The sequence below is a fragment of the Cupriavidus sp. D39 genome (assembly GCF_026627925.1).
GTDB lineage: Bacteria > Pseudomonadota > Gammaproteobacteria > Burkholderiales > Burkholderiaceae > Cupriavidus > Cupriavidus ulmosensis.
The window spans coordinates 4,829,262-4,849,027 of the sequence record NZ_JAPNLE010000009.1 but is presented as its reverse complement, the minus strand read 5'-3'; the positions used below and the strand labels follow the sequence as shown (position 1 = coordinate 4,849,027).

Here is a 19,766-nt window from a genome sequence, read left to right as displayed (position 1 = left end):
GCGACGATCAGTGCTGCGCGCTCAGCAAGCCGGCGACCGTCTTCGCGCCAGCCTGATCGGCAATCTCCCGCGCGGTCAGCCCGCGGTTGTCGCGCAGCTCGGGCCGGGCGCCTCTGGACAGCAGCAGGCGCACCGTCTCGACCTTGTCGTAGCCGGCCGCCCACATCAGCGCGGTGAGCCCATTCGCGTACAGGGTGTTGACGTCCACGCCGGCGTCCAGCAGTTGCCGCACCACGCCGGCATGGCCCTCGCCGGCCGCGTAGATCATGGCGGTCTTGTCGACGCGATCCGTGGCGGCCAGCTCCGCATGGCGCGCCAGCAGCATCGCCACGATCTCCTCAAAGCCGCCGAAGGCCGCGGCCATCAGCGGCGTCACGCCCTGGACGTTGGCCTGGCTGACGTCGGCGCCATGCTCGACCAGCGTGCGCGCCATGTCGGTCAGCCCGCGCTTGGCCGCGGTGAGCAACGGCGTATCGCCGATGCGGTTGCGTGCATTCACCGCCGCGCCTTGCTGCAGCGATGCGCGCACCGCCGCCGTGTCGCCGGCCCGGGCGGCGGCAAGCAGGCGGGCATTGAGGCTGATGTCGTCGTCGGCCTTGGCCGGCAGGCACAGCACGCCCATGCCACATAGCAACGCAGCGGCAAGCCCCGCGCGCCATCCAGTGCGTCCGTTCATGTCCGTCTCCCGCCGCTGCCGTTGACTACGTTGCCAGTCTCATCGCGACACCTTCGCCGGCTAAGTGTGGTGGGTAAGACGCGCAATTTCAAGGAACGTCCGCACGCATGTTGCAGCGCGGCGAGCATGGTTTAAGCACCCACTGCAATGCGGGTTGTTTTGCCTGCACTCTTGCCTATACTGCTTGTGACCCGGGCCGCCACAGTGTGCGACAAGCACACGCTTTCGCCCTGGGAAAGCCGGGGCACGGAAATTCAAAAGGAGCTTCCCATGCTCTCTTCCCGCAGCCATACCCGGTTGACCCTCCCTTGCTGTTGCTTGCGCTGGCCGCCGCGGCCGCCGCGCTCATGCCCGCAGCCTTCGGCGCGGACGAGAGCCAGGGCGGCGCGACCACCCCGGGCGCGGCCATGACCCGGCCCCTGCCGCCGGTGACACAGGCACAGCTCGACGCGGCCGGCAACAACGCGAACGACTGGGTGCATTCCAATGGCTCCTACGTGCAGACGCGCTACTACCCGGGCAGCCAGATCAACACCAAGAATGTGGCAAAGCTGAAACCAGCGTTCCTGTTCCAGACCGCCGTGCTCGAGTCCATGGAGACCGCACCGATCGTCATCAACGGCGTGATGTTCCTGACCACGTCCTATAACCACGTCTATGCGATCGATGCCGTGACCGGCAAGGAGTTCTGGCACTACAAGCACAAGATGGGGCCGATCACGACCTTCTGCTGCGGCCCCAACAACCGCGGGGTAGCCGTCGCCGGCGACCGCCTCTTCATGGGCACGCTCGACGCCAAGCTGGTCGCGCTGGACGCCAAGACCGGCAAGCTGCTCTGGGAAACCCAGATCGCGAACCCGGAACTGGGCTACTCGGAAACCATGGCGCCGGTGGTCGTGGACGACAAGATCCTGATCGGCACCAACGGCGGCGAGTACGGCATCCGTGGCTTCCTCAAGGCGTATAGCGCCACCGACGGCAAGCTGCTGTGGACCTTCTACACCATCCCCGAAAAAGGCCATGAAGGCGTGTGGGCCACCAAGGACGCGACCGGGCGCGACATGAAGCGCGACATCGCGGCCGAGAAGAAGCAGCTCGCGGACAAGGGCGGGGACTTCTACAAGGCGCTCGGTGGCGGCGTGTGGATGCCGCCGGCGATCGACCGCAAGAACAAGATGGCGATCTTCGTGGTGGGCAATCCTTCGCCCGACCTGTATGGCGCCATCCGCCCCGGCGACAACCTCTATACCGATTCGATGGTCGCGGTGGACCTGGATACCGGCGCCTACAAATGGCACTCGCAGTACATCGCCCATGACGTGTGGGACCTGGATGCCGCCAGCCCGCCGATCCTGGTCGACGTGCGCGACAAGAACGGCCAGATGATTCCCGGCGTGATCCACGGCGGCAAGACGGGCCACGTCTATGTGCATGACCGCCGCGACGGCCGCCTGATCCGCTTCTCGCAAGCCATGATCCCGCAGGAAGACATGTGGACCCTGCCCACGGCCGCCGGCGCGCGCATGCTGCCGGGCGCCAACGGCGGCGTGGAATGGTCGCCGATGGCCTTCAGCCCGAAGACGCGGATGGCCTATGCCGCCAACCTGCACCAGCCCATGACGTACCAGGTGGAAGCCTCTCCCTACCCGGGCGGCAAGCTCTGGCTTGGCGGCGCCTTCAAGACCATCCCGGCCGAGGCGCAGTGGGGCAAGCTCTCCGCGGTGAACATCGATACCGGCAAGGTGGTGTGGGACTACAAGACCGACCAGCCGCTGATCGGCGGCGTGCTCGCCACGGCGGGCGGCCTGGTCTTCAACGGTGAAGGCAACGGCCTGTTCCGCGCCTTCGACGCTGCCACCGGCAAGAAGCTGTGGGAGTACCAGTGCGGCGCGGGCGTGAATGCGCCGGCGGTGTCCTACATGGTCGGCGGCAAGCAGTACATCGCGGTGGCGGCCGGCGGCAACACGCAACTGGACTTCAAGCGCGGCAACAGCGTGCTGGTGTTCGCGGTGCAATAGGCACATAGGCGTATGGGCATATAGGCGCATAGGCATATAGGCATGCGGATCCCGTGCGGTCTCGCCCGGCCCCGGCAGCCAGCGCTGCCGGGGCCGGCCTTTTGCTATGCGTGCTGCTGGCATGCGCGGCCGGCACGGCGTGCGCCGATCCCGAAGCCGGCAGGCGCAAGGCGGAATCCTGCGTGGCTTGCCACGGCCCGATGGGCAACTCCGGCAATCCACTCTATCCGGTACTGGCCGGCCAGACCGCGCGCTACATCTACCTGGAGCTGAAGGACTTCAAGGAAGGCCGGCGCAGCGACCCGATGATGACGCCGACGGCCGCGCCGCTGTCGCGCGAGGACATGCTCGACCTGGGCGAATATTTTGCCGCGCAGAAACCTATTGCCTCTCAGTTCAAGGCCGATGGGCGAAAAGTGGAAGCCGGCAGGAAGAAGGCCGAGGAAGTGCTCTGCACCATGTGCCATCTTGGCGGCTTTGCCGGGCAGAATGAAATTCCCCGCGTGGCGGGGCAGCAGTACGCCTATATCGTCAAGCAGCTGGAAGACTTCCGCGCGCGCAAGCGGACTAATGATGCGGGGAGCATGACCAGCGTGGCGCGCGGGTTGTCGGATGCGGATATTCAGAATCTTGCGAGTTATATGGCTAATTTGCAGTAGGACCCAGCCGCCGTACGATCTGCGGGGTTGGTCGCTGTTTATTTCGTCGGCGATGGCTGTTGAACCCAAAAGCCATACGACATCCCCCTGCGGGGGCTGCCGGTCACTTTTCTTTGCCCCGGCAAAGAAAACTAACAAAAGAAAGCCGGCCGGCCGGGGGCAGAGCAATAAGGCTATTCGGCCTCGGGGGTTTCGTCGTACGGCCCAGGGTGCCGGCGGGCTTCTGCCGGTACCGGCTTGATCGGCCACGAAGCTGCTAGTTTCCGGGATTCGTGGTGGGGCCCCCGGTAGCGGAATCCTTGCCCATTCGGCAATCTGCCGTTACCGGCGCGAAGCACCACGACACATCGCCCGCCAATGGTTTCGTGGTGGGGCGGGCGCGGTGGTCAAGGTCTCGGGCATATCAATGCGGTGCCACCGCGCCCACGACGGAACCGGTGCGCCTGCAACTTCGTGGCCGGCCACTCCGCGAGCGACAGACGGCTTGCAGCAAGTGATGTCTGCTACCGGGGGCCCCACCGTGAATCCCGGAGGCCGGCAGGTTCGTGGCCCTTCAAACCGGTACCGGCAGAAGCCCGCTGGCACTCCGGGCCGTACGACGAAACCATCGATTTCCGAGAGCCTTATTGCTCTGCTCCCGGCAGGGCGGCTTTCTTCTCGTTAGTCTTCTTTGCCGCGCAAAGAAGAGTGACCGGCAGCCCCCGCAGGGGGATGTCGTATGGCTGTTGGGTGCAAAGACCAACACCGATCAAAGAAACAGCGACCAACCTCCCAGGTCGTACGGGGGGTGTCAGGATTTTTGTGTGCAAGGCTAAAAACCTGCCTGCCGGGCAGGCTGCCCGGCAGGCAGGCCTTTGATCCTATCTCAGCGATGGGGTTGTGTGAAGCGATCCTCGTAGAGGATCGCGAACTGGTTCATGGCGGCTTTCCAGTCGTGCGTGGCGCTGCCCCACTTGCCGGTGATGTTGCGCAAGGCTAGCCACAGCAGTTTGGTGGCCGCTTCATCGCTCGGGAAGTGCCCGCGGGTCTTGATAATCTTACGCAGTTGCGCGTTGATGCTCTCGATGGCATTCGTGGTGTAGATGATCTTGCGGATGGCCGGCGGGAACGCAAAGAATGGAATCACCCGGTCCCAGGCGCGATGCCAGGAGGCTGCAATCGGTGGGTAGCGCTTGCCCCAGTCGCTTTGCTCGAAGGCCAACAGCGCCGCCTCGGCGGCCTCAACCGTGGCAGCCGTGTAGACAGGCTTGAGCGCGGCCGCCACCACACGGCGGTCCTTCCAGCTCGCGTAGTCCAGGCTGCCGCGTATCAGATGCACGACACAAGTCTGCAGTGTCGTGCTCGGGAACACCGCGTTCAGGGCCTGCTCCATGCCCTTCAAGCCGTCGGTCACCGCGATCAGGATGTCTTGGGTGCCTCGCGTCTTCAGGTCGTTGAACACCTTCATCCAGAACTTTGCCCCTTCGGTGGTCTCGATCCACAGGCCCAGGATGTCACGCGTGCCATCGGGCAGCACGCCCAGCGCCAGATAGACCGCCTTGCTGCGCACGACGCCATCCTCGCGCATCTTGACCCGCAGCGCGTCGAAGAACACGACCGGGTACATGACCTCCAATGGACGGGCCTGCCAGGCGGTGACTTCCTCCATGACCGCATCCGTTACCGAGCTGATGAACGCGGGCGACACCTCAGTGCCATACTGCTCGACCAGGAACGCCTGGATCTCGCGTACCGTCATGCCGCGCGCATACATGGCGATGATCTTGTCGTCAAAGCCAGTAAAACGCCGGTCGTGCTTGGGAATCAGGATGGGCGCGAAGCTGCCGTCGCGGTCGCGCGGGATCGCCAGCCGCAAGGGTCCCGTGTCCGTAAGCACGGTCTTGGCGCTGGAGCCATTGCGCTGGTTGGTTGCATCCTCGGGGCGCTCGGCACCCGCCGGGTAGCCCAGGTGATGGCCCAGCTCCGCGCCCATCGCCCGCTCGATCAGGGCCTTCTTGAACGCCATGGCGGCGTCTTGCACCGCCTCAGCAGTCATCGGACCTTTAACGAACTGATCGATCAGCTCCTTAGGGATGGTCGGAAGGTCCCTGGGTATGGCCTTTGGTTTGCGTGGCATTACATGCTCCTTGTCGACATGTTATGCCCTGCACACAAAATCCCGTACAGGCCCTCGTACGGGCTTTTGGGTCCAAAACCAACACCGCTCAAACAATCGGCATAGGGGCAGCCCACTGGCTGCGCCCCTGCCACACCACCCGGCATGCGGGTCCGCACCGGGCGGTTCGAGAGGTTGAGGTTAAGTGAGACGGGGCATGCCCAACTGATCGAAGTAGGCGATGGTCAGGACCCGGTTCAGCGTGTCGCCGCTGTTGCGCCACCAGCACCGGCTACTCGCCGCTGCTTGCCTGGCGGCATCCGCTGTAGCACCCAGCGCACGCAACTCTCGGTAAATGACCCGACCACGGCGCCAGTGCTTGAGCTGGATGGCCCTCAGCCGGTGGCGCATCCACTTGTCCAGCTCGCGCCAGACCTGGGGCGTTTGCGCCAGCCGGAAGTAGGCCTTCCATCCCAGAACATATGGCCTCACCCGATCCACGACTGCCTGCAGACTCCGCCCGCCTGAGCGGCGAGTCAGTTCGCGGATGCGTTGCTTGAACGTCAGCAGCGGCTTAACTGCCACTTTGCGCTTGACCACTCCCCCTGCGGCCACCCAGAAGCTGTAGCCGAGGAACTTGCGGCCAAACGCGCTCGCCACCGCGCTCTTTGCCTCGTTGACCTTCAGGCGCAGGCTGCCGTACAAGCGCCGCAATAGCGCCATCACTCGCTCGCCCGCCCGCCGACTGCGCACGTACACGTTCGCATCATCGGCATAGCGCACGAAGCAATGACCTCGACGCTCCAACGCCTTGTCCACCTCATCGAGCAGTACGTTAGCCAGCAGCGGTGACAGCGGCCCGCCTTGCGGCGTGCCCTCGTACCGCTGCAGCACTACCCCGCCATCCATCAGCCCGCTGTTCAGATACGCCCGGATCAGCCGGATGACCCCGGCGTCCCCGATGCGCTTCTGTAGACGGTCAATCAGGATGTCGTGGTTGACCCGGTCAAAGAACTTCTCCAGATCCACGTCCACCACCACTCGCCGCCCCGACTGCACGTACGACTGCGCGGCTAACACCGCATCGTGCGCACGCCGCCCAGGCCGGAAGCCGTAGCTGTGCTCGCTGAAGGTGGGGTCCAGCATCGGCTGCAGCACCTGCAACAGCGCCTGCTGGATCAGCCGGTCCGTCACCGTCGGAATACCGAGCTCGCGCTCGCCTCCTCCGTCCGGCTTCGGAATCGTTACCCGCCGTACCGGACTGGGCCGGTACGTCCCCTTGAGCAGTTGCTGGCGGATCTCCGGCCACGCCGACACCAGATAGCGGGCGGTCTGATCAATATCCAGACCATCCACGCCAGCGGCGCCTTTGTTGCGGCGGACCCGCCTGAACGCCTGCTTCAGGTTCTCTCGCGTCAGCGCCGCTGCCAGCAGCGCCGACCCCGTGTCCTCCGGTCCCCGCCGCGGACCGCCGGCTTCGTCGCAGGCGGGTTCACGGCCGGCTTCACCGCCCGCTACTCCCTCCCGCCCCGCTCGCGCGGGCTTCTGACGCAATGCCTTCGGTATCGACATGGCTTCGAACACTCCCTCTCGTTCGGTCCTTCGTCGGCGGATTCGAGCCTTGCCGGCGCTACCCCCAACTACTTCGACCTCTGCTGACTTCTCGCTCCGGCTCGACGCCGTCGCCCTTTCAGGCATGAGGCGAGATCTCCCCAGGTAAGAACGCACTCCTTCGCTGCACAACCGCCGGATTTACGCCGCCTCCCCTTGATCACGAGAACTTCGCGGTTTCATGCCCGCTCGTCCTGGTCGGCACCGCCTTCTATCCGGTTCGTGTTCCTCGGCTCGCAGCTTCGCTCCACGCTTCCTCCCCACGATCGGTCGCCCTTTCGCAGTTGCGCTTCGCTTCGATCGCTGTGATCAACTTACGGTGGGACTTGCACCCACAGGAGTGCGCCCATGCTGGGCGCACAAAAAACGGGGCTTGCGCCCCGCTCAAACCCTCGTCGGTCCGGACCTCCGGCCATCAACAACACGGCCACCGGACCGCCGATCACCGATGCTCGGTGAGGCCCGCCTCTCGGGCAGGCCCGTCGATCTCTATCCGATCAATTGGTGGTCTTGGCGCCAGCCTCAAACCACTGCCCCAGCAGCGCACGCTCGTCATCCGTGATCTGCGTGACATTGCCCAGCGGCATGGCCTTCTGCTGCACCGCCTGCTGATAGATCAGCTGCGCATGCGCCTTGATCTCGTCGGCCGTATCCAGCTTGATGCCCTTGGCAGCGCTTGGCATCATCTTCGGCGCGGCGGCATGGCACTGGATGCAGCGCGAGTTGATGACTTCCTGCACCTTGGTGAAGCTCACCTGCGTGGCGGCGGCGCCGTCCTTGCCGGCAACCACCTCACGCTGCACCGGCGCGATCATCACCGCTACCACCGCCAGCACGGCCACGCCGGCAGCAGGCCACGCGACGTTGATCTTGCCCTTGTGCTTGAGGATGAAGAACTGGCGGATCAGCACGCCGGCCAGCATGATCAGCACCAGCGCGGCCCAGTTGTACTTGTAGCTGTAGGTCATGCTGTAGTGGTTCGACAGCATGGCAAACAGCACCGGCAGCGTGAAGTAGGTGTTGTGCACGCTGCGTTGCTTGGCGTTCTTGCCATGCACCGGGTCCACCGGATCGCCCGCGCGCAGCGCGGCAACCACCTTGCGCTGCCCCGGGATGATCCACACCAGCACGTTGGCGCTCATGATGGTCGCGATCATCGCGCCGGTCAGCAGGAACGCCGCGCGGCCCGAGAACACGTGGCAGGCGACAAACGCGGCCAGCGCCACGTAGATCGCCACCAGGATGCCGACGGTGCGGTCGCTCTTGCCGAACACGCGGCAGATGCAGTCGTACACCAGCCAGCCCACGCCGAGGTAGGACAGCGCAAACCCGATTGCCGCGCCCGGCGACATGTCCATCACGTTCTTGTCGATCAGGAACGTGCTGGCGTTGAACAGGTACAGCACCACCAGCAGGCCGAAGCCGGTCATCCAGGTGGAATACGACTCCCAGTAGAACCAGTGCAGGTTCTCCGGCAGTGTCTTTGGCGCGGTCAGGTATTTCTGCGGGTTGTAGAAGCCGCCGCCGTGCACCGCCCACAGCTCGCCGCCCACGCCCTTCTCCTGCAGGTCGGGGTCGTCGGGACGGGTCAGGCTGTTGTCGAGCCAGACGAAATAAAACGAGGAACCGATCCACGCGATCGCCGTGATGACGTGCACCCAGCGCAGCAGCAGATTGGCCCAGTCGAGGATATAGCCTTCCATGTCTTGTCTCCTTTATTGCCCGTTGCCGCGCTCAGCTACCGCGGTAGGTCGAGTACGACCAAGGGGAGACCAGCAACGGCACGTGGTAATGCGCGCTGGTGTCGGCAATGCCGAAACGCAGCGTCACCACGTCGAGGAATGCCGGCTCGGGCAGCTTGGTGCCCTGGGTGCGGAAATAATCGCCGGCGCCGAATTCGAGCTCGTACACCCCGACCGCCATGGTCTCGCCATCCAGCAGGGGCTGGTCGCAACGGCCATCGTGGTTGGTGACGACTGTCTTCAGCGTCTCCTTGCGATTGTCGACAATTTTATGCAGGGTAATCGACATGCCGGCGCCGGGCGTGCCGGCTGCGGTGTCGAGTACATGTGTGGTCAAGCGTCCCATCCTGTTATTCCTTAGGGCTTTGGGTTGTGAGAGGCGCCGCTGCCTTCACTAGCACCATTTGTGGGAATGGTGCCCGCTCGGTACGTATTTCTAACGCATCCCGGCGCTGGACTGGTGCATGGCGACAATGCTTCGCACCACTCCGGATGGCAACTCAGGAATTACCCTGACTTGTCGAAAACCTAGCTCGGTTTTGTTGACAATATTGCCGTCATAACCAAATAATTGTCAACAATTTTTGGGGCGCGCCATCGCTTCACCCCGCTTACCACGGCGCGCTGCTCCCCTCCTCACCGATACGCTGGTGCCAAGATGTCCAAGAGTCTCAAGCTGATCGCCGGTGCCGATGACACCGCCGCCCCGACCGAAATCAAGCCCGCCCGCAAGGGCTCCGTCGAGGAGCGCATGTATCACGAGATCTATGACGCGATCATGGAGCACCGGCTGCCCCCGCGCACCAAGCTGACGGAGCACTCGCTGTGCGAAATCTATGCCACGGCGCGCCACACGGTGCGCAAGGTGCTGGCGCACCTGGCCGCCGACGGCATGGTGGACCTGGAGCCCAACCGCGGCGCCTTCATCGCCAGCCCCTCCACCGACGAGGCGCACGACATGTTCGAGCTGCGCCAGATGCTGGAGCGCGCGGTACTGGAAAAGCTCGCCGGCATGCGCGACGTCAAGCGCGTGATCGCGCCGCTGCGCAAGATGGTGGAGGCCGAGCGCCAGGCCTTCCTGACCAACGAGCGGCCCAAGTGGATCCGCCTGTCGGCCGAATTCCATACCGCGCTGGCCGAGCTTTCGGGCAACGCGCTGCTGGTCACCATGATGCGCCGGCTGGTGTCGCGCACCACGCTGATGATCGCCAGCGTCGAGGCGCCGGGCAATAACGCCTGCTCCTTCGACGAACACGAAGAGATCCTCGACGCACTGGAACAGGGCAACGCCGCCCTCGCCCAGAGCCGCATGGCGCACCATCTCGGCGCTTGCGCCGACCGCGTGCAGCCCGATGAACCGGGCAATTTCGATCTTCGCAGCGTGCTGGGTCACTCCACCTAGCAGGTTGTTCCCGCTGCCAAGCTGCGGCCAAGGCCCGATTCCTGCTCATGAGAAACGCGTCCCCGATGATGCGCGCAGCCGGAGTCACACACCAAGAGCCACCCCGCCCGGCAGCGTTCCCATCAAACCCAAAGGAGAGGAGACACACTCATGACTAGCGCTAGCACCACGGTCCCCACGGACCTGACCAACGAGCGGCTGCCTTCGGGCCGGCTGCTTGCGCTCGGCCTGCAGCACGTGCTGGTGATGTATGCCGGTACCGTCGCGGTGCCGCTGATCATCGGCGGCGCGCTCAAGCTGCCGAAGGACCAACTCGCCTTCCTGATCAATGCCGACCTGTTCGCCGCGGGCCTGGCCACGCTGATCCAGGCCTTCGGCTTCTGGAAGTTCGGCATCCGCATGCCGGTGATGATGGGTGTGACCTTCGCCTCGGTGGCGCCGATGATCGCCATCGGTTCCGACCCCAACGTAGGCCTGCTCGGCATCTACGGCGCGGTGATTGCCGCGGGGGTGTTCGGCATCCTGGTGGCGCCGCTGATGGGACGCATGCTCGGGCTGTTCCCGCCTGTGGTCACCGGCACGGTGATCACGCTGATCGGTGTGTCGCTGATGCGGGTGGGGATCAACTGGGCGGCCGGCGGCCAGCCCACCACGCGTGCCGTGATCGACGGCGTGGTCAAGGATGTGCCTAACCTGGCTTATGGCGACCTGGGGAACCTGGGCATCGCGGCGCTGGTGCTGGTGGCGATCCTGTTGCTGAGCAAATACGGCCGTGGCCTGATTTCCAACTGCGCGGTGCTGCTGGGCATCGTCATCGGCACCCTGGTGGCGATGGCGCTGGGGAAGGTCTCCTTCGAAGGCATCAATGAAGCCAGCGCGATCGCGCTGATCACGCCGCTGCATTTCGGCATCCCGACCTTCGACATTCCCGCCATCCTGTCGATGTGCGTGGTGATGCTGATCACGCTGGTGGAATCCACCGGCATGTTCCTCGCGCTGGCCGACATCACCGGCAAGCGCCTGTCCAACGAGGACCTGACCCGCGGCCTGCGTGCCGACGGCCTGGGCACCGTGATCGGCGGCTTGTTCAACACCTTCCCCTACACCTCGTTCTCGCAGAACGTGGGCCTGGTGACCGTGACCGGCGTGCGCTCGCGCTATGTGGCGGTGGCCGGCGGCATCATCCTGATCGGCCTGGGCCTGTTCCCGAAGATGGCGCACATCGTGGCCTCGGTGCCGCAGTTCGTGCTCGGCGGCGCGGGCATCGTGATGTTCGGCATGGTGGCCGCCACCGGCATCCGCATCCTGGGCTCGTGCGATTTCAACCGCAACCGCTTCAACCTGTTCATCGTCGCCATCTCGATCGGTTTCGGCATGATCCCGACGCTGGCGCCGACCTTCTTCCAGTACCTGCCCAAGTGGACCGACCCGTTCACCCACAGCGGCATCGTGCTGGGCACCATCGTGGCAGTCGTGCTCAACGTCTTCTTCAACGGCATCCAGTCGCGTGAAGAAGCGATGCGCAACGCCGCGGCCAACTCGCACGGCACGGAATAAGTCCAGCCGGCGGCGGCCGGCACCGTTTCCTGAAGAACCATGACCCTGATGACAAGCCACAACTATCCACGCGATCTGATCGGTTACGGCAGCCAGTCACCGCACGCCCGCTGGCCGGGCGGCGCGCGCATTGCGCTGCAGTTCGTCCTCAACTACGAAGAGGGCGGCGAAAACAACGTGCTGCACGGCGACGCCGGCTCCGAGCAGTTCCTCTCCGAGATCATCGGCGCGGCGGCCTACCCAGAGCGCCACATGAGCATGGAGGGCGTGTACGAGTACGGCTCGCGCGCCGGGGTCTGGCGCATCCTGCGCGAGTTCGAGCAGCGCGGGCTGCCGCTGACGATCTTCGGCGTGTCGATGGCGTTGCAGCGCCATCCGGAGCTGACCCGCGCGTTTGTCGAGCTTGGCCACGAGATCGCCTGCCACGGCTGGCGCTGGATCCATTACCAGGGCATGGACGAAGCCACCGAGCGCGAGCACATGCGCATCGGCATGCAGATCATCAAGGAGCTGACCGGCTCGCTGCCGCTGGGCTGGTACACCGGCCGCGACAGCCCCAACACGCGCCGCCTGGTGGTGGAGCACGGCGGGCTGCTTTACGACTCGGACTACTACGGCGACGACCTGCCCTTCTGGACCGAGGTGGAGGTCAGCAACGGCGAGACAAAGCCCCACCTGGTGGTGCCCTACACGCTCGACTCCAACGACATGCGCTTTGCCACGCCGCAAGGCTTCAATACCGGCGAGCAGTTCTTCCAGTACCTCAAGGACGCCTTCGACGTGCTCTACGCCGAGGGCGATCCGCAGGGGCTGGACCGCCCCAAGATGCTGTCGGTCGGCATGCACTGCCGCCTGCTGGGCCGCCCGGGGCGCATGCGCGGGCTGCAGCGCTTTCTCGACTACGTGCAGGGCCATGACAAAGTCTGGATCTGCAAGCGCGTGGATATCGCGCGCCACTGGGCCGAGACCCATCCCTACTCCGCACAGAACCACGCATAAGCCGAACCATAAGCCGAACCATGAGCCAGACCTACACCCTCGACCAACTCAACGCCCTGCCGGCCGCCGACTTCATCCAGGCGCTTGGCGGCATCTATGAACACTCCGCGTGGGTGGCCGAAGCCGCCGCCACGCAGCGACCCTTCGCCCACGCTGCCGCGCTGGCCGACGCCATGCGCGCCATCGTTGACGGCGCCGGCGACGCCGCCCAGATCAAGCTGGTGCGCGCCCACCCGGAGCTGGCCGGCAAGGCCGCCGTGCGCGGCGAGCTGACCGCCGAGTCGACCCGCGAGCAAAGCGGCGCCGGCCTGGACCAATGCTCCGCCGAGCAGTTCGAGCAGCTCCAGTCGCTCAACCGCCAGTACAACGAGAAATTCGGCTTTCCCTTCATCCTGGCCGTGCGTGGCTATGACCGCGCCGGCATCATTGCCGAGTTCGCAAGGCGCGTGAACAATTCGCCCGCCGCAGAGTTGCAAACTTGCATCAACCAGATCCACCGCATTGCGCAATTCCGCCTGAACGACTTAGTATCCGGCTGAGCAAAAAAAGCAGTCGTTTCGTTACCTTTTCGTTACCCTGCGTGACCCATGCCGCTGTAACGGACAACGCCCGGACCGAGCCAAGGTCCGGCGCCTGCCAAAAATAGCATCAGCACCAATAAAACGAATAGAACCCGTCAGGGACCCAGTACACAACGAACGCAACGGATCAACCACGGAGAAACCCACAATGCACAAGCATATCAAGCCGGCCCTCAAGCTGGCAGCGATGGCGGCAGCCCTTTTCAGCGGCGCGGCCATGGCGCAATCCAGCGTCACGCTGTACGGCCAGGCCGACATGTTCGTCGGCGGCGTCAAGAACGTCGGCGCGTCCAACCGCGCCTATGTCGCCAACTCGGGCGGCATGCAGACCTCGTACTGGGGCATCAAGGGCACCGAAGACCTCGGCAACGGCACCAAGGCCATCTTCGACCTGAACGGATTCTTCCGCACCGACAGCGGTTCCTCGGGCCGCTTCAACGGCGACTCGATGTTCAGCCGCAATGCCTTCGTCGGCCTGCAGAACGACAAGCTGGGCACCATCAAGCTGGGCCGCAACACCACGCCTTTCTTCGTGTCGACCATCCTGTTCAACCCGCTGATCGACTCCTACGTGTTCTCGCCGATGGTGTTCCACACCTATTTCGGCGCGTCCACCGCGCGCGTGCTCGACCCGGGCATCATCGGCGATTCGGGCTGGAACAACTCGCTGCTGTACTCCACGCCGAACTTCGGCGGCCTGACCGCCAACGTGATCTACTCCTTCGGCGAGAAGGCAGGTGCCACCGGCCAGAACAAGTGGGGCGGCAACCTGATGTACTTCAACGGCCCGTTCGCCGCTACGCTGGCCTTCCAGCAAGTGAAGTTCGACAGCAACCCGGGTGACGTGACCGCGTCGACCAGCCCGCTGCTGGTCGGCTTCAGCAAGCAGAACGCGGTGCAAGGCGGCGTGAGCTACGACTTCAAGGTCGTCAAGCTGTTCGCGCAAGGCCAGTACATCAAGTCGGACATCAACAACAACGTCAACGGCGACATCAAGCACACCAACGGCCAGGTCGGCGTTTCGGTGCCGGTCGGCAACGGCAATATCCTGGCGTCCTACGCCTACGACAAGACCAAGAACTCGGTGGCGGACTTCAAGCGCAACACGGTGGCGGTCGCCTACGACTACAACCTGTCCAAGCGCACCGACGTCTACGCCGCTTATTTCTACGACAAGATCACCGACCTGTCGCACGGCGACACCTTCGGTGTTGGCCTGCGTCACAAGTTCTGACGCTTTCCCCTTGTCAACGGGAATTGAAACCCGCCCTTGTGGCGGGTTTTTTATGCCCCGCCGGCACGCCATGCTCAAGGTGCCAGCAGGTTTCCGGTGATGAAGTCCACGAAGGCCCGGAGCTTGGGCGACAGCTGGCGGCTGGACGGCCACAGCACCCGCAGCATCGTGCGGTCCTGGTTGTAGTCGTCCAGCACGCTGACGAGCGTGCCTTCGTCCAGCTGGCGCCGAATGGCGATATCCGGCACGCAGGCGATGCCGAGGCCTTGCTCGGCGAAGCACACCTGCGGCTCCAGCGTGTTCGTCACCATGCTGGCCTGGCGCTCGATTTCGGCCGGCTGGCCGTCGCGGCACAGCGGCCATGCCTGCAGCTTGCCGGTGGTGGGGTAGCGGTACAGCAAGCAGTCGTGGCGGGCAAGATCCTCTGGCTCCCGCGGCAGCCCCGCTCGGCGGAAATAATCCGGCGAGCCGACCATCACCAGCCGGAACGAGCCGATGGTGCGCGACATCAAGCGGGAATCGCTGGGCTCGCCGGTGCGGATTACCGCATCGAAGCCCTCCTCGATCACCTCGACCAGCCGGTCCGTGCAATCGATCTCCAGCTCGACCTCGGGATAAAGCCGCTTGAATTCGGCGAGCCGGTTCATGAACGGGGCACCGATCGATGGCAGGCTGAGCCTCAGCTTGCCGCGCGGCGCGCTCTGCGTCTGCAAGAGCTCGGTCTGGGCCGCCTCGACCTCGCACAGGATGCGCCGGCAACGCTCGAGAAACAGCGCGCCCTCCGGGGTCAGGCTGACGTTGCGGGTGGAGCGATGGAACAGCCGCACGCCGAGGCTCGCCTCCAGCCGCACGATTGCCTTGCTGACCGCCGAGGACGAGATGCCCAGCTGCTGTCCCGCCACGGTGAAACTGCGGGCTTCCCCTGCCCTGACGAACACGCCAAGCGAACCCAGGCTATCCATTGCCGACCTCTCGATGATGGCTTTGATGGCTGACAGATTTGATTACTGACTAATCTGTCAGATATGTTTGGAACTATAGCCCATTGTTCATTAGTCCCCCGCAGCCAATACTCGCCCCATTCTGTTGCCCGAGAAATGGGAGTCGGAGTAGGAATGCCAGTCACCCAGCACCCCCTCCACAGATCCGTACGAGCGGAATTACCGCATACGGCTCCTGCCTTGGGTCGTAACGATCAGACGCTGGTTCGGATAGGGATGGCAAATGTGAGTACAGGGCAACCAATGGGCAACGAGCCGATTCATCTGCTGCCAGCGCAGTCGGCTTTTCTGACTTCGGCGGTGCAATGCGCGATACCACACGCGGGCCACGAGCGCCCGGAAGCGGGCAAGACGCGGCCCGTTCCGCGGCACGCCGAAGTACCGCATGTGTCCATTTACCACGGACCCCAAGTACTTGCCTTGTTCCGCGATGGTCTGGTGCATGCGTCGTCGCAGTTGTTGCTTGACTGCCAGCAGCTTGGCGCGCATGCGCTTGGCGCTGGTCAGCCTCAGGACCGCAAACCGTCCCTTATGTGTCTTCCCACAGCAATGCGTGAATCCAAGGAAGTCGAAGGTCGGCGGCTTGCCCCCATTACGGCGTCGGCAGTTCTCGCGCGCGAAACGCCCGAACTCGATCAGCCGCGTTTTGCCCTCGTGCAGTTTCAAGCCGAAGCGGGCCATCCGCTCGGTCACCTCGCGCTGGAAACGCTCAGCGTCACCGATGTACTGGAACCCTGCGACCCAATCATCGGCATAGCGCACGATGACCATATCGCCTTCGGCATGCCGCGCACGCCACTGCTTCACCCACAGGTCGAACGCGTAATGGAGATAGATATTGGACAGCAACGGGCTGATGCTTCCGCCCTGAACTGTCCCCACCTCGCTCTGCGTCAACCTCTCGTCTTCCAGCACACCAGCGTGCAGCCACTTCTTGATGAGCCGCACAACCCGTGTGTCCGCTACCCGGTGCTCGATGAATCTGACCAGCCAGTCGTGTTCGATTGTGTCGTAGAACTTGCTGATGTCCGCATCGAGTATCCAGTTCACCTTTCGTTGTTCCACCCCCACGCTCACGGCGTCCAGTGCGTTGTGCGCGCTCTTGCCGGGACGGAAGCCGTAACTGAACCCGAGGAAATCCTGTTCGTAGATTGCGTTCAGCACTTCGACCGTGGCGAGTTGGACGAGCTTGTCCTCCAGCGCCGGCACGCCCAGCGGGCGCTTGCTGCCGTCGGCCTTGTCGATGTACACGCGTCTGACAGGCTGGGGCCGGTAAGCCCCTCGGGCCAGCCGGTCGGACAGGTCCAGAAGGCGAGCCTCAAGGTCCAGTCCGTACGACTGCCACGTCTGACCGTCCACCCCGGCCGCCGCCTTGCGCGTCAGCGCAACGTAGGCTGCCCGCAGGCGGTCGACTGCGTAGATGTGATGCATCAGGGTGGTGAACTTCGCACCCGGTCGGCCTTTGGCCGTCTGTCGTATGCCGTCGAGCGCCGTTCCCATGTCATATGCCCGCCCCAATCTGCGGGACATGCGCGCTGCGACTGCATTGCCCTTGGCCCGCCGCCTTCCCTCCACCACCTCCGCCACCGCAGGAATTGCACCCGCAGTCTTGTTCGGCAGCTTCTCAGGTACTACGCAGCAGTCCGACTTCCCACGCCCGTCGCTCATCGTCGTACGCCCTCAGGCTTCACGATGCGCGCTACGCCCAACGCTTCCCAGCGGGACGTAGCAGGGCGCGGGATCTCCCGGTTCCCGAGCAAAGTGTTTCTGCGCGTGCACGGGGTCTTCGACCGCGCGGGGTCCGATGCTGCCTCGCCAATGCGGCAGCACCGATGTGACCTTCGGCTTAATCCTAGAGCCTCGGCACCCCGTTCAACCCGTGCCTTGCGGCACGGGGCATGTATTTCGCGGCTCAATACCCGGCCCGCGCGTACCCCTGTCAACGCTTCGCCTGCACCCTTGCGGGTACACACGCATGACTCGGGGCCGCCGTGGCTGGCTAGACCTTCAACGTATGACTCTTTCATTCACAACACTTTGCCGGTTTTGACCGGCGCACAGGATCAACATGCTGACAATGAACAACCCCGCCGCCGCAGACGCGGACCGCCTGCCGCTGCCGGCCTTGCTTGCGCTTGCCATGGCGGGATTCCTGACGCTGCTGACGGAGACCATCCCGGCCGGCATGCTCTCGCGCATCAGCGAAGGGCTGGGGGTATCCGAAGCACTCGCGGGCCAGTTCGTGAGCCTCTACGCCATCGGCTCGCTGGTGGCGGCCATCCCGCTCACAGCGGCCACGCAAGGCTGGCGCCGCCGGCCATTGCTGCTGGCCGCGCTGGCCGGGCTGCTGGTCTTCAATACGCTCACCGCGCTGTCGCCCGGCTATGTGGTGGCACTGGTGGCGCGCTTCCTGGCGGGCATGGCGGGCGGCCTGATCTGGGGCATGCTTGCGGGCTATGCGCGGCGCATGGTGCCCGATCATCTCAAAGGCCGTGCGCTGGCCGTGGCCGGCGTCGGCGCGCCGCTGGCGCTGTGCCTGGGCATGCCGTTCGGCACGCTGCTGGGCACCGCGCTGGGCTGGCGCGCCACGTTCGGCGCGATGTCGATCCTGGCGCTGGCCGTGATGGCGTGGGTCGCGTTGAGAGCACCGGATTACGCCGGCCAGGCGGCGGGCAAGCACATGCCGGTGCGCCGGGTATTCGCGACCCCTGGCGTGCGGCCGGTCCTCGCCGTGCTGGCCTTGTGGGTGATGGCCCACAACGTTCTCTACACCTATGTCGTGCCGTTTCTCGTGCCCGCCGGGCTGGCCGGGCAGGTGGATATCGTGCTGCTGGTGTTCGGCGTGGCGTCGCTGGGCGGCGTGTGGATCAGCGGCCTGCTGATCGACCGCATGCTGCGCGTGCTGGTGCTGGCAAGCCTTGCGCTGTTCGCCATGGCCTCGCTAGCGCTCGGCATTGGGGGCAGCCATCCAATCGTGGTCTATCTGGCGGTCGTGACCTGGGGCCTGACGTTCGGCGGCTCCCCCGCCTTGCTCCAGACCGCTTCCGCCGAAGCGGCCGGGCCCGGCGCGGATGTCGCGCAATCGATGCTCGTCACCACCTGGAACCTCGCCATCGCGGCCGGCGGCATCCTCGGCGGCGTCCTGCTGGAGACGCACGGCGTCGGCGCGTTCCCGTGGGCGCTGCTTGCGTTGCTGGTTGCCGGCCTGGCGGTTGCGTGGACCTCGCGCGGGCATGGGTTCCCGGCGCGGCCCGATGCAGCATAGCGGGGCGCTGCGAGGCTAAGGCTTCCTGAGCCGCCGGCCAGGCTTGGGCGGCGGCTCCTGCAGGCTCACCAGCAACTGCCCGAACTCGCGGGCGGCCGGCGGCTTCTCGCCATCGCTCCAGATCAGCGCAAAATCCGCCGCCGGCAGCGCCGGCAACCCGAACTGGCCATCCACCACTTTCATCCCCGGTTTCAGGTCGCCGCGGATCTGCACCGAGGCGCCGAGTCCTGCCAGCACCGCCGTGCGGATGCCCTCCTGGCTTGGCGACGTGAAGGCCACGTGCCACGGTATGGATGTGCCCTCCAATGCCGCCACGCCCACCTGCCGGTTAACGCACGGCGAGGGGGACAGCGCGAGCGGCAACGACGCACCCGGTGCGATCTCGAAGGTCTGGGCAGCGGCCCACACAAACTGCGTCTGCTGCAGCACCGTGCCACCCTCCCCGCCGGGCTCTGACAAAACCACGGCAAGATCCAGCTCGCCGGCCTTGATCATCGCGCGCAAATCCAGGTACGTGCCCACGTTCACATCGAGACGCACCTTGGGAAATGCCCGGGCGAACTGCGACAGCAGTTGCGGCAGCCGCTCGCCCAGGAAGGTTTCCGGCACGCCGAAGCGCACCACGCCGCAAACGGGAGACGGCTGGAAGCGGCGCGAAAGCGCATCGAGCGAGGCCAGGATCTGCTGCGCATGCTGGAGAAACTCGTTGCCGTCCTCGGTCAGGGTCAGGGTGCGTGTGGTGCGGTACAGCAGCGGCCGGCCGACCTGCTCTTCGAGCCGCCGGATCTGATGGCTGACTGCGGACTGCGTCAGGTGCAGCCGTTGCGCCGCGCGCGTGAAGCCGCCGGTTTCCTTGACGGCGACAAAGGCCCGCAGCAGTGTCGGATCGAAATCCATGGTCCCGTATATATGATGAGTACTAATGA

The 19,766-nt window shown here is 64.8% G+C and carries 15 protein-coding genes and 1 pseudogene; 8 read left to right on the top strand and 8 right to left on the bottom strand.

The features are described 5' to 3' along the window. Positions 1–7: 7 nt before the first annotated feature. Positions 8–676 carry an ankyrin repeat domain-containing protein gene (locus OMK73_RS34650; RefSeq protein WP_420715628.1) on the bottom strand — a complete coding sequence of 223 codons (669 nt, stop codon included), beginning with the start codon at positions 674–676 and terminating at the stop codon, positions 8–10. 347 nt (positions 677–1,023) lie between these two features. On the opposite strand from OMK73_RS34650, the gene OMK73_RS34645 reads away from it, so the two are divergent. Both OMK73_RS34645 and OMK73_RS34640 read left to right on the top strand, forming a co-directional pair. Continuing rightward, positions 1,024–2,694 (top strand): pyrroloquinoline quinone-dependent dehydrogenase, encoded by a 1,671-nt coding sequence (locus OMK73_RS34645; RefSeq protein WP_267606624.1) that lies wholly within the window; start codon positions 1,024–1,026, stop codon positions 2,692–2,694. Positions 2,695–2,795: 101 nt separating this feature from the next. Continuing rightward, a complete protein-coding gene (locus OMK73_RS34640) occupies positions 2,796–3,353 on the top strand; it encodes a c-type cytochrome (RefSeq protein WP_420715690.1) in 558 nt (185 codons plus the stop codon). 865 nt (positions 3,354–4,218) lie between these two features. Here OMK73_RS34640 and OMK73_RS34635 read toward each other — a convergent pair. The 4 genes from OMK73_RS34635 to uraH all read right to left on the bottom strand — a co-directional run bounded on the left by OMK73_RS34635 (position 4,219) and on the right by uraH (position 9,147). Continuing rightward, positions 4,219–5,469 carry an IS256 family transposase gene (locus tag OMK73_RS34635; protein ID WP_267604911.1) on the bottom strand — a complete coding sequence of 417 codons (1,251 nt, stop codon included), beginning with the start codon at positions 5,467–5,469 and terminating at the stop codon, positions 4,219–4,221. 180 nt (positions 5,470–5,649) lie between these two features. Then, positions 5,650–7,020, bottom strand: a complete 1,371-nt coding sequence (gene ltrA / locus OMK73_RS34630) for a group II intron reverse transcriptase/maturase (RefSeq protein WP_267600714.1) — start codon at positions 7,018–7,020, stop codon at positions 5,650–5,652. A gap of 536 nt (positions 7,021–7,556) precedes the next feature. Then, complete coding sequence (locus OMK73_RS34625; protein WP_267605961.1) at positions 7,557–8,762, bottom strand: urate hydroxylase PuuD; 1,206 nt, start codon at positions 8,760–8,762, stop codon at positions 7,557–7,559. A 31-nt stretch (positions 8,763–8,793) separates the two neighbouring features. Further along, the gene (uraH, locus tag OMK73_RS34620) at positions 8,794–9,147 is read right to left on the bottom strand and encodes a hydroxyisourate hydrolase (protein WP_267605960.1); all 354 of its coding nucleotides are present in this window, start codon (positions 9,145–9,147) and stop codon (positions 8,794–8,796) included. Between the two features lie 312 nt (positions 9,148–9,459). Here uraH and OMK73_RS34615 point away from each other — a divergent pair, with 312 nt between their 5' ends. From OMK73_RS34615 to OMK73_RS34595, 5 genes are all read left to right on the top strand, one after another. Continuing rightward, the gene (locus OMK73_RS34615; protein WP_267605959.1) at positions 9,460–10,203 is read left to right on the top strand and encodes a GntR family transcriptional regulator; all 744 of its coding nucleotides are present in this window, start codon (positions 9,460–9,462) and stop codon (positions 10,201–10,203) included. A 150-nt stretch (positions 10,204–10,353) separates the two neighbouring features. Further along, positions 10,354–11,760: a nucleobase:cation symporter-2 family protein gene (locus OMK73_RS34610; RefSeq protein ID WP_267605958.1), complete on the top strand. Its 1,407-nt coding sequence runs from the start codon at positions 10,354–10,356 to the stop codon at positions 11,758–11,760. Between the two features lie 48 nt (positions 11,761–11,808). Further along, entirely contained in the window at positions 11,809–12,759 is a 951-nt protein-coding gene (puuE, locus tag OMK73_RS34605) for an allantoinase PuuE (RefSeq protein ID WP_267606622.1), read from the top strand. Positions 12,760–12,779: 20 nt separating this feature from the next. After that, entirely contained in the window at positions 12,780–13,298 is a 519-nt protein-coding gene (gene uraD, locus OMK73_RS34600) for a 2-oxo-4-hydroxy-4-carboxy-5-ureidoimidazoline decarboxylase (protein ID WP_267605957.1), read from the top strand. 190 nt (positions 13,299–13,488) lie between these two features. Further along, on the top strand, positions 13,489–14,574 hold the full coding sequence (locus OMK73_RS34595) for a porin (protein WP_267605956.1): 1,086 nt from the start codon (positions 13,489–13,491) through the stop codon (positions 14,572–14,574). A gap of 74 nt (positions 14,575–14,648) precedes the next feature. Here the strand turns inward: OMK73_RS34595 and OMK73_RS34590 are convergent, their stop codons facing one another. Together OMK73_RS34590 and ltrA (OMK73_RS34585) are read right to left on the bottom strand one after the other, a co-directional pair. Beyond that, positions 14,649–15,536, bottom strand: a complete 888-nt coding sequence (locus OMK73_RS34590) for a LysR family transcriptional regulator (protein ID WP_267605955.1) — start codon at positions 15,534–15,536, stop codon at positions 14,649–14,651. Between the two features lie 160 nt (positions 15,537–15,696). Then, a pseudogene (ltrA, locus tag OMK73_RS34585) lies at positions 15,697–17,243 on the bottom strand (group II intron reverse transcriptase/maturase). A gap of 400 nt (positions 17,244–17,643) precedes the next feature. Between ltrA (OMK73_RS34585) and OMK73_RS34580 the strand changes: the two are divergent. Beyond that, positions 17,644–18,840 (top strand): MFS transporter, encoded by a 1,197-nt coding sequence (locus OMK73_RS34580; RefSeq protein ID WP_267605954.1) that lies wholly within the window; start codon positions 17,644–17,646, stop codon positions 18,838–18,840. 15 nt (positions 18,841–18,855) lie between these two features. Here the strand turns inward: OMK73_RS34580 and OMK73_RS34575 are convergent, their stop codons facing one another. Then, on the bottom strand, positions 18,856–19,737 hold the full coding sequence (locus tag OMK73_RS34575; protein ID WP_267605953.1) for a LysR substrate-binding domain-containing protein: 882 nt from the start codon (positions 19,735–19,737) through the stop codon (positions 18,856–18,858). Positions 19,738–19,766: the final 29 nt, after the last annotated feature.

Excerpts from the sequence above, each read along its gene's own strand:
- uraH (WP_267605960.1), bottom strand. The coding sequence starts at position 9,147 with ATGGGACGCTTGACCACACATGTACTCGACACCGCAGCCGGCACGCCC.
- OMK73_RS34645 (WP_267606624.1), top strand. The coding sequence starts at position 1,024 with ATGCCCGCAGCCTTCGGCGCGGACGAGAGCCAGGGCGGCGCGACCACC.
- puuE (WP_267606622.1), top strand. The coding sequence starts at position 11,809 with ATGACAAGCCACAACTATCCACGCGATCTGATCGGTTACGGCAGCCAG.
- OMK73_RS34625 (WP_267605961.1), bottom strand. The coding sequence starts at position 8,762 with ATGGAAGGCTATATCCTCGACTGGGCCAATCTGCTGCTGCGCTGGGTG.
- OMK73_RS34635 (WP_267604911.1), bottom strand. The coding sequence starts at position 5,469 with ATGCCACGCAAACCAAAGGCCATACCCAGGGACCTTCCGACCATCCCT.
- ltrA (WP_267600714.1), bottom strand. The coding sequence starts at position 7,020 with ATGTCGATACCGAAGGCATTGCGTCAGAAGCCCGCGCGAGCGGGGCGG.
- OMK73_RS34595 (WP_267605956.1), top strand. The coding sequence starts at position 13,489 with ATGCACAAGCATATCAAGCCGGCCCTCAAGCTGGCAGCGATGGCGGCA.
- OMK73_RS34575 (WP_267605953.1), bottom strand. The coding sequence starts at position 19,737 with ATGGATTTCGATCCGACACTGCTGCGGGCCTTTGTCGCCGTCAAGGAA.
- OMK73_RS34610 (WP_267605958.1), top strand. The coding sequence starts at position 10,354 with ATGACTAGCGCTAGCACCACGGTCCCCACGGACCTGACCAACGAGCGG.
- OMK73_RS34580 (WP_267605954.1), top strand. The coding sequence starts at position 17,644 with ATGCTGACAATGAACAACCCCGCCGCCGCAGACGCGGACCGCCTGCCG.
- uraD (WP_267605957.1), top strand. The coding sequence starts at position 12,780 with ATGAGCCAGACCTACACCCTCGACCAACTCAACGCCCTGCCGGCCGCC.
- OMK73_RS34615 (WP_267605959.1), top strand. The coding sequence starts at position 9,460 with ATGTCCAAGAGTCTCAAGCTGATCGCCGGTGCCGATGACACCGCCGCC.
- OMK73_RS34650 (WP_420715628.1), bottom strand. The coding sequence starts at position 676 with ATGAACGGACGCACTGGATGGCGCGCGGGGCTTGCCGCTGCGTTGCTA.
- OMK73_RS34590 (WP_267605955.1), bottom strand. The coding sequence starts at position 15,536 with ATGGATAGCCTGGGTTCGCTTGGCGTGTTCGTCAGGGCAGGGGAAGCC.